At 72.3% G+C, this 14,705-nt stretch carries 15 protein-coding genes; 5 read left to right on the forward strand and 10 right to left on the reverse strand.

All coding sequences use genetic code 11. From position 1 onward, the window contains the following. Positions 1 to 67: 67 nt before the first annotated feature. Positions 68 to 1,423, reverse strand: a complete 1,356-nt coding sequence (gene hemW / locus IE250_RS04360; protein WP_189667996.1) for a radical SAM family heme chaperone HemW — start codon at positions 1,421 to 1,423, stop codon at positions 68 to 70. Continuing rightward, on the reverse strand, positions 1,424 to 3,304 hold the full coding sequence (gene lepA, locus IE250_RS04365) for a translation elongation factor 4 (protein WP_308434104.1): 1,881 nt from the start codon (positions 3,302 to 3,304) through the stop codon (positions 1,424 to 1,426). It lies immediately after the preceding gene. A 122-nt stretch (positions 3,305 to 3,426) separates the two neighbouring features. Between lepA and IE250_RS04370 the strand changes: the two genes are divergently transcribed. Further along, positions 3,427 to 3,981, forward strand: coding sequence for a DJ-1/PfpI/YhbO family deglycase/protease (locus IE250_RS04370; RefSeq protein ID WP_189667997.1), 555 nt, complete (start codon positions 3,427 to 3,429; stop codon positions 3,979 to 3,981). Positions 3,982 to 4,039: 58 nt separating this feature from the next. Beyond that, complete coding sequence (locus IE250_RS04375; RefSeq protein ID WP_189667998.1) at positions 4,040 to 4,780, forward strand: maleylpyruvate isomerase N-terminal domain-containing protein; 741 nt, start codon at positions 4,040 to 4,042, stop codon at positions 4,778 to 4,780. A gap of 3 nt (positions 4,781 to 4,783) precedes the next feature. On the opposite strand, the gene IE250_RS04380 is transcribed toward IE250_RS04375, so the two are convergent. From IE250_RS04380 to IE250_RS04395, 4 genes are all read right to left on the reverse strand, one after another. Beyond that, positions 4,784 to 5,635 carry a transglutaminase family protein gene (locus tag IE250_RS04380; protein WP_189667999.1) on the reverse strand — a complete coding sequence of 284 codons (852 nt, stop codon included), beginning with the start codon at positions 5,633 to 5,635 and terminating at the stop codon, positions 4,784 to 4,786. Then, on the reverse strand, positions 5,632 to 6,561 hold the full coding sequence (locus IE250_RS04385) for an alpha-E domain-containing protein (protein ID WP_189668000.1): 930 nt from the start codon (positions 6,559 to 6,561) through the stop codon (positions 5,632 to 5,634). The genes IE250_RS04380 and IE250_RS04385 overlap by 4 nt, the downstream gene beginning before the upstream one ends. Continuing rightward, the gene (locus tag IE250_RS04390) at positions 6,555 to 8,195 is read right to left on the reverse strand and encodes a circularly permuted type 2 ATP-grasp protein (protein WP_189668001.1); all 1,641 of its coding nucleotides are present in this window, start codon (positions 8,193 to 8,195) and stop codon (positions 6,555 to 6,557) included. The genes IE250_RS04385 and IE250_RS04390 overlap by 7 nt, the downstream gene beginning before the upstream one ends. A gap of 95 nt (positions 8,196 to 8,290) precedes the next feature. Further along, entirely contained in the window at positions 8,291 to 9,178 is an 888-nt protein-coding gene (locus IE250_RS04395) for an aminoglycoside phosphotransferase family protein (protein WP_189668002.1), read from the reverse strand. A gap of 155 nt (positions 9,179 to 9,333) precedes the next feature. On the opposite strand from IE250_RS04395, the gene IE250_RS04400 reads away from it, so the two are divergent. Together IE250_RS04400 and IE250_RS04405 are read left to right on the forward strand one after the other, a co-directional pair. After that, positions 9,334 to 9,765, forward strand: a complete 432-nt coding sequence (locus tag IE250_RS04400) for a type II toxin-antitoxin system PemK/MazF family toxin (protein ID WP_189668003.1) — start codon at positions 9,334 to 9,336, stop codon at positions 9,763 to 9,765. 62 nt (positions 9,766 to 9,827) lie between these two features. After that, positions 9,828 to 10,388, forward strand: a complete 561-nt coding sequence (locus tag IE250_RS04405; protein WP_189668004.1) for a type II toxin-antitoxin system PemK/MazF family toxin — start codon at positions 9,828 to 9,830, stop codon at positions 10,386 to 10,388. A 19-nt stretch (positions 10,389 to 10,407) separates the two neighbouring features. On the opposite strand, the gene IE250_RS04410 is transcribed toward IE250_RS04405, so the two are convergent. Further along, positions 10,408 to 11,529, reverse strand: a complete 1,122-nt coding sequence (locus tag IE250_RS04410; RefSeq protein ID WP_189668005.1) for a calcium:cation antiporter — start codon at positions 11,527 to 11,529, stop codon at positions 10,408 to 10,410. 246 nt (positions 11,530 to 11,775) lie between these two features. Here IE250_RS04410 and rpsT point away from each other — a divergent pair, with 246 nt between their 5' ends. Continuing rightward, complete coding sequence (rpsT, locus tag IE250_RS04415) at positions 11,776 to 12,036, forward strand: 30S ribosomal protein S20 (RefSeq protein WP_189668006.1); 261 nt, start codon at positions 11,776 to 11,778, stop codon at positions 12,034 to 12,036. A 74-nt stretch (positions 12,037 to 12,110) separates the two neighbouring features. Here rpsT and holA read toward each other — a convergent pair whose 3' ends face one another. From holA to IE250_RS04430, 3 genes are all read right to left on the reverse strand, one after another. After that, entirely contained in the window at positions 12,111 to 13,118 is a 1,008-nt protein-coding gene (gene holA / locus IE250_RS04420; protein ID WP_189668007.1) for a DNA polymerase III subunit delta, read from the reverse strand. Between the two features lie 67 nt (positions 13,119 to 13,185). Beyond that, the gene (locus tag IE250_RS04425; RefSeq protein WP_189668008.1) at positions 13,186 to 14,016 is read right to left on the reverse strand and encodes a neocarzinostatin apoprotein domain-containing protein; all 831 of its coding nucleotides are present in this window, start codon (positions 14,014 to 14,016) and stop codon (positions 13,186 to 13,188) included. Continuing rightward, positions 14,016 to 14,705, reverse strand: coding sequence for an N-acetylmuramoyl-L-alanine amidase (locus IE250_RS04430; RefSeq protein ID WP_189668009.1), 690 nt, complete (start codon positions 14,703 to 14,705; stop codon positions 14,016 to 14,018). The genes IE250_RS04425 and IE250_RS04430 overlap by 1 nt, the downstream gene beginning before the upstream one ends.

The following is a 14,705-nucleotide window of genomic DNA, read 5'->3' on the forward strand; positions in this document are numbered from 1 at the left end:
TATCGAGCATTTCGCCTACTACGCAAACAAACCAATTGGCACTACAGCGCGGGTGAACGGCGCCGGATCAGGCCGTCAGGTCACGCACCACGGCGTCGGCCAGCAGGCGGCCGCGGCGGGTCAGCACCGCCCGCGCGGGCGCCCCGCCGGCGCCGTGCCCTCCGCCGGCACCGAGCGCTGCGCGACCGTCGAGCAGCCCGCGCGCCACGAGGCCAGCCACCGCGGTGCGGCCCTCCGCCGAGAGCACGCCGAGGTCCAGCCCCTCGCGCAGCCGCACGCCGAGCATGACGCGCTCGAGGTGCGCCTCCTCGCGCGTGAGCAGCTCGCGGCCGGCGCCCGGGCTCTGCCCGGCCTCCAGCCGCGTGGCGTAGGCGCGGGGGTGCTTCACGTTCCACCAGCGGACGCCGGCGGGGGTCTCGACAGGCTCGACCACCGAGCGAGGCTCGACCGACGGCTCCGGCGTCGGCGCCGCGGCGGGAGCCGACACGTAGCTGTGCGCGCCCGGCCCGACGCCCCACCAGTCGTCCCCGCGCCAGTACCCGATGTTGTGCCGGCACTCGTGCCCCGGACGGGACCAGTTCGACACCTCGTACCAGCGCAGGCCCGCCTCGGTGAGCAGGTCGTCGACCAGCTCGTACTTGGCGGCCTGGTCGTCCTCGTCGGGCAGAGCCACCTCGCCCCGCCGCACCTGGGCGGCCATCTTGGTGCCCGGCTCCACCACGAGCGCGTACGCGGACACGTGGTCGACGCCGGTGGCCAGCGCCGTCTCGACGCTGGTCCGCCAGTCGTCGAGGGACTCACCGGGCGTGCCGTAGATCAGGTCCAGGGACACGTCCAGCCCGGCGTCCCGGGCCCACCGGACGACGTCGGGGATGCGCAGCGGGTCGTGCGTGCGCTCGAGCGTCGCCAGCACGTGGGGCACCGCCGACTGCATGCCGAACGAGACGCGCGTGAACCCCGCGTCGGCCAGGACCCGCAGGGACTCGGGCGTGACGGAGTCCGGGTTGGCCTCGGTGGTGACCTCGGCAGCTTGCCCCGAGCCTGTCGACGGGTCGGCCAGTCCCCAGGCCGCCTTGATCCCGCCGAGCACGCGGTCGAGGTCCTCGGCGGGCAGCATCGTCGGGGTGCCACCCCCGAAGAAGACCGTCGAGACGGCGGCAGGCGCGCGGCCGGCGTCGGACAGGACCTTCGCCGCGAGGTCCACCTCGAGCAGCGCCGTCGTGGCGTACTGCGCCTGGTTGGCGCCGCCGCCCAGCTCGGACGCCGTGTAGGTGTTGAAGTCGCAGTAGCCGCAGCGCACCGTGCAGAACGGGACGTGCACGTAGACGCCGAACGGCCGGTCCGGCGGCGGCGCGACCGGGCCCACCCAGGCGGGCAGCCCGCCGTCGTCGGGTACCGGGATGCCGGAGGGAAGTGCGGGCACCTACTTCTTCTTGTCCTTGGGGGCAGCCGAGTCGGAGGAGAGCGCGGCGATGAACGCGTCCTTCGGCACCTCGACGGAGCCGATGTTCTTCATCCGCTTCTTGCCCTCCTTCTGCTTCTCCAGCAGCTTGCGCTTACGGCTGATGTCACCGCCGTAGCACTTGGCGAGCACGTCCTTGCGCATGGCGCGGATGGTCTCGCGGGCGATCACGCGCGCGCCGATGGCGGCCTGGATCGGCACCTCGAACTGCTGGCGCGGGATGAGCTCCTTCAGCTTGGCGGTCATCATGACGCCGTAGGAGTACGCCTTGTCCCGGTGCACGATCGCGCTGAACGCGTCGACCTGCTCGCCCTGGAGCAGGATGTCGACCTTCACGAGGTCGGCCGCCTGGTCGCCCGTGGTGTCGTAGTCCAGCGACGCGTAGCCGCGGGTCTTGGACTTGAGCTGGTCGAAGAAGTCGAAGACGATCTCGGCGAGCGGCAGCAGGTAGCGCATCTCGACGCGGTCCTCGGACAGGTAGTCCATGCCCTGCAGGTCGCCGCGCTTGGACTGCGAGAGCTCCATGACGGCGCCCACGAACTCGCTCGGCGTGAGGATCGTGGCCTTGACGACGGGCTCGCGGACCTCCTTGATCTTGCCCCCGGGGAACTCCGACGGGTTGGTCACCTCGACGGTGGTGTTGTCCTCCATCGTCACCTCGTAGATGACGTTCGGGGCCGTCGAGATGAGGTCGAGGTTGAACTCGCGCTCCAGGCGCTCGCGCACGATCTCCAGGTGCAGCAGGCCGAGGAACCCCACGCGGAAGCCGAAGCCGAGGGCCACCGACGTCTCGGGCTCGTAGTTGAGCGCGGCGTCGTTCAGCTTGAGCTTGTCCAGGGCGTCGCGCAGCACCGGGTAGTCGGAGCCGTCGATCGGGTACAGGCCCGAGAACACCATCGGCTTGGGGTCGCTGTAGCCGCCGAGCGCCTGCGTGGCCGGCTTGGCCGAGTTGGTCACGGTGTCGCCGACCTTGGACTGGCGCACGTCCTTCACGCCCGTGATCAGGTAGCCCACCTCGCCGACGCCGAGGCCGTTGGTCGAGTGCGGCTCGGGCGAGCTGACGCCGATCTCGAGGAGCTCGTGCGTGGCCCGCGTCGACATCATCGCGATCTTCTCGCGCGGGTTCAGGTCGCCGTCGACCACCCGCACGTAGGTGACGACGCCGCGGTAGGTGTCGTAGACCGAGTCGAAGATCATGGCGCGCGCCGGGGCGTTCGCGTCGCCGACCGGAGCCGGGACGCGCTGCACGATGCGGTCGAGCAGGGCCTCGACGCCCACGCCCGTCTTGCCGGAGACCTTGAGGACGTCCTCCGGGTCGCAGCCCACGAGGTTGGCGAGCTCCTCGGCGTACTTCTCGGGCTGGGCGGCCGGCAGGTCGATCTTGTTCAGGACGGGGACGATCTCGAGCTCGTTCTCCATGGCCAGGTACAGGTTGGCCAGGGTCTGCGCCTCGATGCCCTGCGCGGCGTCGACCAGCAGCACCGCGCCCTCGCACGCGGCCAGGGAGCGCGACACCTCGTAGGTGAAGTCCACGTGGCCGGGGGTGTCGATCATGTTCAGGGCGTGCGGGGTGAGCACGCCCGCGTCGTCGGCGAGGGCCCACGGCATGCGCACCGCCTGCGACTTGATGGTGATGCCGCGCTCGCGCTCGATGTCCATCCGGTCCAGGTACTGCGCGCGCATGGCGCGAGCATCGACGACGCCCGTCAGCTGGAGCATGCGGTCGGCAAGCGTCGACTTGCCGTGGTCGATGTGCGCGATGATGCAGAAGTTGCGGATCAGCTCGGGCGCGGTGGCATTCGGCTGGATGCGCGCGGTGAGCGCAGGACCGGGGATGGGCAAAGCGTTCTCGCTCCGTCGTCAGGGTGGGAGGGCCAACCGCCATTCTCCCACGTCCCGTGCGAGCGGGACGCGGTCGTGCCTACGGTCGTGCGGTAGCGATCCCGACCGTACGGAGGACAACCATGCCGCAACTGACCAGCAAGCAAGTGCTGGTGATCGTGACCAACTACGGCGTCGAGCAGGACGAGCTGCTCGTGCCGGTACGCCACCTGCGCGACCACGGCGCGGTGGTGACCGTGGCGGCCGCGCAGCCGGGCGACATCCGCACCCTGGTGGGCGACGAGAAGCCCGGCGAGACGGTGCTGCCGGACACGACGATCGACGCCGTCGACCCGGCCGGCTTCGACCTCCTGATCGTGCCGGGCGGCACGATCAACGCCGACGCCCTGCGCCTGCGGCCCGAGGCACTCAAGGTGGTCGAGGCGTTCACGTCCTCGGGGCGGCCGGTGGCGGCGATCTGCCACGGCCCGTGGGCTCTGGTCGAGGCGGGCCGGGTCTCCGGCGCGACGCTCACCAGCTACCCGTCCCTGGCCACCGACGTGCACAACGCGGGCGGCACCTGGGTGGACGAGCCCGTCGTACGGGACGCCGGTGCCGGGTTCCCGCTGATCACGTCCCGCACCCCCGGCGACCTGCCCGAGTTCCTGCGCGAGGTGGACGCAGCGCTGGACGACTGACGCCCACTCCCCGTCATCCGGAGCACCGAGGTCAGCAGCGCGCGGTACCTTTCGGCACATGAGCCTCGACCACCTGTCGCTGCTGGCCCGGTTCCAGGGCGACTTCATCGCCGCGGTGCCCGGCGCCGACCCCGCCGCGCGGGTTCCCGCGTGCGGCGACTGGACGGTGCGCGAGCTGGTGGAGCACATCGCGGACGTCCATCACTGGGCCGCGGGCAACGTCCGGGGGGTCAAGCGCGCACCCCTCGGCGCCGGGCCGTTCGACCTGGCGCCGCACTACGCCGCGCAGGCGGCGGACCTGCGCGCGGCCCTGGCCGAGACCGACCCCGACAGCATCGGCCGGATCCTCTCCCATCCCGAGCCCATGGGCCCCGGCCCGGTGCGGTTCTGGCACCGCCGGCAGACCCACGAGACGCTCGTGCACCTGCACGACCTGCTGGCCGCGGTGGCCGGCGCGGGTACGGTCGGCCTGGTGGGGGCCGAGCCCGAGGTCTGGGCCGACACGGTCGACGAGGTGGTGACGGTGCTCCAACCGCGTCAGGTGGGCCTCGGCCGCATGGAGCCGCTGCGCCACCCGGTCGCCCTCGTGGCGTCCGACCTCGACGGCGCGCCCGCCTGGGTGCTCGGCGCCCCGGGCGAGCGCTCGGAGGAGGTGGCGCCCGACGTCGTCGTCTCCGGGCCTGCCGAGGGCCTCGCGCTGACGCTGTGGCGCCGGCTCACGCCCGCGGAGGCGGGGCTCACCGTCGCGGGTGACCGGGCCAACCTCGAGGCGGCGCTGGCCCAGCCGATCGTGCCGTAGCTGCTAGCCGAGCCGCGTGATGTCCACGGTCACCGCGAGCGTGGACGAGCCGGCGCCGGCGTAGACGCCCTTGAACGGCGGCACGTCGCCGTACTCCCGCCCGCGCCCGACCACCACGTGGTCGCCGCCAACGAACGTCCGGTTGGTGGGGTCGTAGCCCACCCACTCGCCGGTCCACCACTCGACCCACGCGTGCGACTCGCCGTGCACCTGCTCGCCGATAGCGGCGTCCGGTTCCGGATGCACGTACCCGGACACGTACCGCGCGGGGATGCCCACCGAGCGCAGGGCGCCCAGGGCGAGGTGCGCCATGTCCTGGCACACGCCCTTCCGTGCCTCCCACGCCTCGACCGCCGGCGTGTGCACGGTGGTCACGCCGGGCACGTACTCGAGCCGGTCCCGCACGGCGAGGCAGATCGCCTCCGCCGCCCCGTCGGGGTCCAGCCCGCCCGCGGCCTCGAGGGCGAGCGTCGCGAGGTCCGACGGCGGCATGGTCACCGGCGACTCCGCGAGGAAGGCGGCCTGCGCGTCGAGCACGGGCTCGCTCGCCAGGTCCTCCCACCCGGGCACGTCGCCGGCGGGACGGCCGTCTGCGGAGTACCCCGAGGCCTCGACCAGCGCCTCCGCGACGATCTTGAGCTGGGTGTGCGGGCGCAGGATCTCGAACGCGGTCACGCTCGTGCCCCAGTAGTCGGTGTGGTCGGCGGACCAGGTGGTGGGCGACGTCGCCAGGGTCGCCGAGCGCACCGTCTGGCGCGCGTCCTGGACCGGGCGCATGCGCGCCTGGTTGTACGAGTCCGTGACCGGCGACGCGTAGTCGAACAGGGTCGTGTGGACCACCTTCAGCAGCGTCACAGCGCCTCCTCCACCCAGGCCGTCGTGGCCACCGCCGGAAAGTACCGGTGCTTGATCGCGCTGCTCGCCCGCGTGCACGCCACCTGCACGCGCTCCATCGTGTCCGGCAGGTCGGTGAGCAGGTCGCCCAGCCGGGCGAACTCCAGCTCGGAACGCATGATGCCGAGCGCCCGGCGGGCGTCGTCCGACACCGCGTGCCGGCCCTCCACCGGCTCCAGCTCGCGCAGGACCCGCTCGGCGGCGTGCAGCGCGTAGACGATCGACCGCGGGAACAGCCGGTCGAGGATGAGGAAGCCCGCGGCGTCGGCGTCGGACGCCCGGCCGCGGTAGGTCCGCAAGTACGCCTCGTACGCGCCGCAGGACCGCAGGAGCGTGTTCCAGCCGGGGCCGCCCGTCCCGAGCCGGGCCTGGGTGGTGATCAGGCGCGCCGTCATGTCGGCCCGCTCGATCGCCTGGCCCAGCACCATGAAGTGCCAGGTCGAGTCGCGCGGCGTCGCCGACTCCATGAGCCCCGCGACGACGGCGGCCCGCTCCCGCACCCAGGAGAAGAACTCGTGCGGCCCCCTGCGCGCATGCGACGGGAGGGTATTGCGCGTCGTGTTGAGGCACTCCCACAGGTCGGTCGAGACGATCTCGCGCGCACGGCGCGCGTTCTCCCGCGCCGCGAGCAGCGACCCGGCGATCGACGACGGGTTCTCCCGGTCGTGCGCCAGCAGCCGCAGCACGGTGTCGCGGTTCACCTCGCCGTCGCCCGGCCCGGCGGGGTGGTCCATGATCGCCAGCAGGGACCGGCAGGCCGTGGCCTCGTCGGCCCACGGGTCCTCCGACAGCATCTGGACGTGCACGTCGAGGATGCGCGCCGTGTCGTCGGCGCGCTCGACGTACCGCCCGATCCAGAACAGCGACTCCGCGATCCGGCTCAGCATGCGCTTCCCCCTCCGGTGGTCGTGCCCTCGCTGGTCGATACCCGCGGCGTGGTCGACGCCTGCTGCTGCTGTTGCTGCTGCTGCTGGTTCGCAGCCACGTCGTCCGGGTTGGTCGCGCGCGGCACGCCGGTAGGCGGCTCGGACGGCCGGGCGGTTTTCGGCCGCCCTTCGCCGGGACCGGGAACCGCCTGCCTGGTCCCGGCGCCTGCCTCCAGCACCCAGGTGTCCTTGGACCCGCCGCCCTGGGACGAGTTCACGACGAGCTGCCCCTCCGGGAGCGCGACCCGGGTGAGCCCGCCGGGCAGCACCCACACGTCGGAGCCGTCGTTCACGGCGAAGGGGCGCAGGTCCAGGTGGCGGGGCCGGAAGGCGCCGTCGACGAACGTCGGACCCGTCGAGAGCTGCACCACGGGCTGCGCGATCCAGCCACGCGGGTCCTCGACGATCCGGGACTGCACGGCGTCGATCTCGGCGCGCGTGGCCTGTGGCCCCACCACGATTCCCTTGCCGCCCGAGCCGTCGACGGGCTTCACGACGAGCTCGTTGATGCGGTCGAGCACCTCGGCGCGGGCGTCGGGCTCCTCGAGGCGCCACGTGTCGACGTTCGCCAGCACGGGTTCCTCGGCGAGGTAGTAGCGGATGAGGTCGGGCACGTAGGTGTAGACGAGCTTGTCGTCGGCGACGCCGTTGCCGAGCGCGTTCGCGAGCGTGACGTTCCCGAGCCGCGCGGCACTCACCAGGCCGGGCACGCCGAGCATGGAGTCGCCGCGGAACTCGACGGGGTCGATCCACTCGTCGTCGACCCGCCGGTAGATGACGTCGACGCGGCGCGACCCCTCGGTGGTCCGCATGTAGACCCGGCCGCCCTTGGTGTACAGGTCGCGCCCCTCGACCAGCTCCACGCCGAGGAGCCGGGCCAGGAGGCTGTGCTCGAAGTACGCGGAGTTGTAGACGCCCGGGGTGAGCACCACGACGGTCGGGTCGGGGACGCCGTCGGGGGCGCTCGCCACCAGGGCGGCGAGCAGCCGCTGCGGGTAGTCGACGACGGGCTGCACCCGCAGCCGGCTGAACAGCTCGGGGAACGTGCGGACCATGGCGCGGCGGTTGCTCACCACGTAGCTCACGCCCGACGGGACCCGGACGTTGTCCTCCAGGACGCGGTACCCGCCCGCCTCGTCGCGGATCAGGTCGATCCCGCTCACATGGCAGCGCACACCGCCCGCCGGGCGGATGCTGGCCGCGACCCGCTGGAAGTCCGAGCTGGACTGGATCAGGCGCTGCGGCACCACGCCGTCCTTGACGGCCTGCTGCGGGCCGTAGACGTCGTCGAGGAACGCCTCAAGGGCCCGGACCCGCTGCTGGACGCCCAGCGCGATGTCCGTCCAGTCGTCCTGCTCGATGACGCGAGGCACCACGTCCAGCGGGAAGGGGCGCTCCTCGCCCGCGAAGTCGAACGTGACGCCCTGGGCCAGGTAGGAACGTGCCAGCGCGTCCGCGCGCGAGGCCACCTCGTCGGCCGTGAGTCTGGTGAGCCGGCCGTGCACCTGCTCGTAGCAGGATCGCAGCACGCCGTCGCGGTCCAGCATCTCGTCGAAGGCCTGCTGGAGGGGGTAACCATCGAACAGGTCTGTCATGTCCGAACTGTAAGGGGATGGTCAAGACATGGCTGTTCCAGGCATGTTTCGGATAAGTGTCGGCCTGTGGCGGGCCGGGGTGTCGGGCCGCGGCGTCAGTCCTCCAGCACCGCGGTGATGCGCTGCTGGCTCCCGCGGGCAAACGCCGGCCAGCGGTCCCAGTAGTACGGCAGCGCGATCACGGCCTGGACCAGTACCCAGCCGCGGCCGCGCTCCCACGCGTCGTCGGGGTCGGTGAGCCCGGCGGTGGCCGCCGCCCGGAAGGCCGCGCGTTCCTCGCCCGCGAACTGGGTCCATGAAGGGATCAGGTCGGCGGCCGGGTCCCCGACCCCTACGCCACCCCAGTCGATGACGGCGGTCATGCTTCCGTCGTGGGCCAGCAGGTTGCCAGGCAGCAGGTCGCCATGGATCCAGAAGACGTCCGACGCCGGCCGCGCGCCCAGCGCCTGGTCCCACGCCTTCGTCACAGCGCGGGCGTCGATGCGGGTGCCGGACTCGGTGATGGCGGCGCGCACGTCGTCGTCCAGCCGCGCGAGCGGGACGCCGCGCCCGGTGCCGTCCTTGACCGGCCCGCCCTCGGTGCTCACCGTGCGCAGCGCGGCGACGAACTCGCCGAGCTGCCGGGCGGCGTCGGGCCCGAGCTCGCCGACGGCTGGCGACGTGCCGTCGAGCCAGGGCGTCACCGACCAGCGGAACGGGAAGCCCAGGCCGGGCTCGCCCACCGCCTCGGGCGCGGGGACCTGGAGCGGCAGGTGGGGCGCCAGACGCGGGAGCCACCGGGCGTCACTGACCGCCTGGTGCTGGGCCCAGGCGATCTTCGGCATGCGGACAAGCAGCTCGTCGCCGAGCCGGAACAGGTGGTGGTCCGTGCCGCCGGCCGGTCCCGGCGTCACCGGGAGGTGCGCCCACCGCGGGAACTGGTCTGCGACCAGGCGGCGGACGAGCTCGGGCGTGGCGACGACCTCGTCGTCGTGCAGGCTCATGCGCACACCGTGGCACCTGCGCGAGCGGGCGGGCCAGCACTTTTCGCCCTGCCCGGCCGCGCGAGACGGTTGGCTCCAGGAGCCGGGTCGAGGCGCCCCGGCGTGCCGGGTAAGTCTCGGATGTGTGCTTCACCCGCTCCGGTACGGTTTCTGGCGTGACCTTCGCATCAGACAACAGCTATCCCGGCGACTTCGAGGGTGAGGTCCACCCGATCTACAACCCCGAGCTGGACGGTGATCCGGACCCCGGCGAGGTGGTCTGGACCTGGGTCCCGTACGAGGAGGACCACAGCCAGGGCAAGGACCGCCCCGTGCTGCTCGTGGGCAAGGACGGGCCCTGGCTGCTCGGCCTCCAGCTCACCAGCCAGGACCACGACCGCGACATGCTGCAGGAGGTGCGCGCAGGCCGGATCTGGATGGACGTCGGCACCGGCGCCTGGGACGGCTCGGGCCGCGATTCCGAGGTGCGCATCAACCGCGTGATCCGCGTCGACCCCGACGACGTGCGCCGCGAGGGCGACATCCTCGCCGAGGACGTCTTCAACGACGTCGTGAAGTACATGGACCGGGCGCTCGACCTCACCTGAGGCACACCGCCCGGCGTCGGCCGGCCCTGCTCACCAGCCGACGCCGGGCTACCCTGCCCTGCGTGAACCAGAACCCGTGGATCAAGCTGCTCGGCGATGTCATCGAGGCCGTGGCGGCTGCTCTCGACCAGGACGACCGCCGCCCGAGCGGCGACCGGCCCGACCGGCCCGCCGGGGGACCGAAGCCGAGAGCGCCCCGCCCGGCGTCGGGCCGGAACCTGCCCGAGACCGACGGCTACCCCGGCGACTACGTGGGCCAGGTCAAGGCCGCCTACCGGCCGGAGCTGGACGGCGAGCCCGACCCGGGCGAGGTCGTGTGGTCGTGGGTGCCCTATGAAGAGGATCACAGCCAGGGCAAGGACCGGCCGGTGCTCGTCGTCGGCAACGACGGCCCCTGGCTCCTCGCGCTGCAGCTCACCAGCCAGGACCACGACCGCGACGCCGAGCAGGAGGCCCGCGCCGGCCGCGTCTGGATGGACATCGGCACCGGCGCGTGGGACAGCTCCGGCCGGCCGTCCGAGGTGCGCCTGAACCGCGTGATCCGCATCCACCCGGACGCCGTCCGCCGCGAGGGCGCAATCCTGGACAAGGCGGTCTTCGACGAGGTCGCTGCCGCGCTCTGAAGCTCCCGTCGCACGCGGGTTACGGCTGGATCGACACCACGAGGAACGCGGCGAGCAGCACCAGGTGCACCACACCCTGCAGGGTGTTTGCCCGGCCAGGCGCGATGCTCAGCATCGCCACCACCACCGAGACCGCGAGCAGCACCATCTGGGTGGGGTCGAGGCCGAGCGTGAGCGGCCCCTCCATCCAGATCATCGCGACGGCGATGGTGGGGATGGTCAGGCCGATCGACGCCATCGCGGAGCCGTAGGCCAGGTTCAGGCTGGTCTGGACCCGGTCGCGCAAGGCGTTGCGGACCGCTGAGATCGACTCCGGCGCGAGCACGAGGAAGGCGATCACGACGCCGACGACGCCGTAGGGCAGGCCGGCCGACACCACCCCGTGCTCGATGGTCGGCGAGAGCAGCTTGGCCAGGAAGACCACCGAGACCAGCGCGACAAGCAGCAGCGCGAGGCTGAACCACGCCTCCTTGGCGGCCGGCGGGTCGGCGTGGCCGTCGCTGTCCTCGTCGAGGAGCCCCGTGACCCTGCCCTGCACGTCGCTCGCTACAGGGAGGAAGAAGTCGCGGTGCCGCACGGTCTGGGTGAACACGAACGCCCCGTACAGCAGCAGCGACGCCACCGCCGCGAAGCCGAGCTGGAAGGCGGTGTAGGCGCCGCCCGCGGCCGAGGTCGTGAAGCGGGGCAGGACCAGGGTGACCGTGGCCAGCGCGACCACCGTGGCCAGCGCGGACCCGGTGCCCGAGGCGTTGAAGCTCACCAGGTGGTGCTTGCTCGCCCCCACGAGCAGGGAGAGCCCGACGATGCCGTTGAAGGTGATCATCACCGCCGCGAAGACCGTGTCGCGGGCGTAGGTGCTCGACGCGTCGCCGCCGCCGCTCATCAGCATGAGGATCAGGCCCACCTCGATCACGGTCACCGCCACCGCGAGGATGAGGGAGCCGAACGGCTCGCCGACCTTGTGCGCCACCACCTCCGCGTGGTGGACCGCCGCGAGCACGGCGCCGACCAGCGCCGCCCCGATCGCCCACAGGATCACCGGTTGCTCGTGGTTGCTCCACGTCGCGACGAGGAGCGCCAGGGCAAGGACAGGGACCACCACGGTCCACTGGAAGCGACCTCTCAGCGACGTGGTACTCATGGGTCGGATTCTAAGGTGCCTCGTCAGAGGCCCTTTCGGGGCGGCGGCGGGCGTAGCCGGTGTCACACCGTGCCCCCTGCACAGGCTGCGTCGTGCTCTGGTAACCTTGGAGGTCGCGTGTCCGCCCAGGTCGGCGGGCACAGTCACGGTTCCTCTCCACGGGTTCCCCACCCCAGTCCCGGAGCTGTGACCGCCCTCTACGACCTATCCGCTCGCCGTCAGGCGAACACACCAGGAAGTCCACTCGTGGCAAACATCAAGTCCCAGATGAAGCGCATCAAGACGAACGAGAAGGCTCGTCTGCGCAACAAGTCCGTCAAGTCGGAGCTGAAGACCCACGTGCGCAAGGTGCGCGAGGCCGTCGCAGCCGGCGACAAGGAGACCGCGACGGTCACCCTTGCCACCGCGTCGCGCAAGCTCGACAAGGCTGTCGCCAAGGGCGTCATCCACTCGAACCAGGCTGCGAACCGCAAGTCGGCTCTCGCGAAGTCGGTCGCGGCTCTCTGAGCAGACTTCGTCGGACGCCGTTCGCCCTTCGGGCGGACGGCGTCTTTCGTGTGCCCGAGGTCGGGCCGGCGTCGTCAGGAGCGGCGGGAGCGGGCGATCGTCATGACCGCGCGCTCCACGGCGTACACGGCGTCCCGCGCCTCGCCCTTCACGTCGGCATCGGCCTGCGCGACGGCGGAGATCGCCGCCGCCAGGCCCTCCGGCGTCCAGCTGCGGAGGTCCCTGCGGGCGCGGTCCACCTGCCAGGGCGCCATGCCCAGGTCGCGCGCCGCGAGCCCGCTGCCGCGCATCGACGCGACCTTGGCCAGGTTCCGCAGGCGCAGCGCCAGGGCCGCGACGATCGGCACCGGGTCCAGACCCGTGTCCAGCGCATGCCGCAGCAGCGCGACGGCGCCACCGGCGTCACCGGCCACCGCGGCGTCGGCCACCCGGAAACCCGTGGCCTCGACGCGGCCGCCGTAGTAGCGGTCCACGATGCCTGCCGTGACGGTGCCCGTCGTGTCGGCGATCAGCTGCGCGCAGGCTGACGCGAGCTCCCGCAGGTCGCTGCCGAGCGCGTCCACGAGGGCGCGCACGGCCTCGGCGTCGACCCGGCGGCGCGCGGCCTTGAACTCCCCCACCACGAACGACGCCTTCTCGGCGTCCTTCGTCACCGGCTCGCACACCATGACCGGCGCGCCCGAGCTCGTGATGGTGTCGAGCATCTTCTTGCCGCGCTGCCCGCCGCCGTGCACCACCACGACAGTGGTCTGCTCGTCCGGCGCGCCGACGTACGCGATGAGGTCGGCCATCAGGTCCTCGGTGCCGGACTCCGTCGAGCGGATCACCACCACCTTGGCCTCGCCGAACAGGGAGGGGCTCGCCGCCACCATCAGCTGGCCGGTGCCGTACGTGGCGCCCTCCAGCTCGACCTTCTCGACCTCGGGATCCCGCTCCCGCACGAGCCGCACCACACCGTCCACGGCCCGCTCCGTCAGGAGCGGCTCGGCCCCGCGCACCAGCACGACGGGCGCCACAGTGGGCTCGTCCCAGCTACGGCCGGAGGGAGCGGTGGCGGTACGGCGCTTGGTCGCAGGAGGCACGGACACAGCCTGCCACGCACCACCGACAGTCGGCCGGTCAGGGCGGGCTCGACCCCAGAGAAGTCCGCTACTCCCAGAGGAGGTCGGCCAGCGCCATCCGTGCGCCGTCGGTCCACGGGTTCGCGACCACGCACGCACCCGGCTCCGCGCAGTCCACAGCACCCCCGCCGACGAGCTGGATCTCCCGCTGGACCGGCAGCCGGGCGACCACGGAGCCCCCAGGGTCGGCGATCACGCGCCTCCCGTCGTCGTACAGGCAGTTGTCACCGTCCACGCCGCCCGACGCCGCGGCGCACTGCACGAGCCGGACGACCGTACCCGGCGTGTAGCCCTTCCCCGTCACGGTGACCCGGCCCTCGTCGGCGCCGAACTGCTCCTCGGACAGCGTGAGGGTGGGCGCGGGCGGCGGCTCCGCACCGCCGGGCAGCGGGGCGGCGGTCGCCGCGAGCACCCGGTCGGACAGATCCGCGACGGCCAGCACGCACGGGTCGCCCGTGCAGTCGACCTCGGACACCGACCCCACGTGCACGAACGCCCTGGCCTGCCGGGTCGCCGAGATCCGGCCCTCCTCGTCCGCTACCACCTGCTCGCTGGTCGACATGTCGCACTCGTCGAGGGCGCTCGCTCCCGCCGTCGTGCCGCCCGTGCACTGGACCAGGTACTGGTTGCCGCCCATGAAACCGGTGCCGCTCACGACCCAGGCGCCGCCTATGGCCCGGACGCTGATCGCCGGGTCCTGGCCGTCGGGATCGCCCGGCGCCGACGGGCCCGCCCCCGGGGCGCTCGCCGCCCCGGTCTCCTGCGGCGATCTCGACGCGTCAGGGCCGGCCGGAGCCGCGGTGCACGCGGCCAGCACGAGCAGGACGACGGCGGCCGGTGCGAGCAGGCGCGCGCGCATCACGGGTAGCCCATGTACTCGTCGATGCTGCCCGCTATCCGCCAGCTCCAGGCGCTGCGCAGGCGCATCCAGTCAACGCCCTGCTGCCACACGTGGTACTCCTGCTCCAGGTAGCACGCCACGGCGCTGGTCTGGTTGAGCTCACCCAGGTCGGTCCGGTACTGGCGAGCATCGTTGCCGCCCGGGCTGCTCGCCCCGACGCGCGCCACCAGCTGCGCGGCGCACCTCTCGCCCGGCGTCGACACGTACATCGCGTGCGTGCCGTACCGCTCCGCCGAATGCCCCTTCTCGCACGACGAGCTGATGGCGTTGGAGTGCAGCGGGATGTGCAGGTCCGCCCCGACGCGGTTCGAGCTGTCGATGTTCTGCCTGGTCAGCCCGTTGCCCCGGACCACCTTGTATCCCCGCTCCAGGAGGTTGAGGTGGTTCGGGTGGCCTCCCCGGACCAGCGACATCGCCAGCCAGTAGGAGTTGCCGTTCTCGCTGAACCCGTCGCAGCCGGTGTTCGTGTGGCACACGGTGTCGCCGCGGTCGTGGCACGCCTGGGACAGGTAGATCACCTTGCCGTTCCACTTTTCGGGCACGTAGGTCACGTCGGCGGCCGCCGGCGGGGCCGCGGCCAGGAGCCCACCGCCGCCCAGCAGGATGGCCACCGCGACGGACAGCAACCGGCGGAGCGTTGTGCGCAC

The sequence above is a fragment of the Promicromonospora soli genome (genome assembly GCF_014653785.1).
GTDB classification, from domain to species: domain Bacteria; phylum Actinomycetota; class Actinomycetes; order Actinomycetales; family Cellulomonadaceae; genus Promicromonospora; species Promicromonospora soli.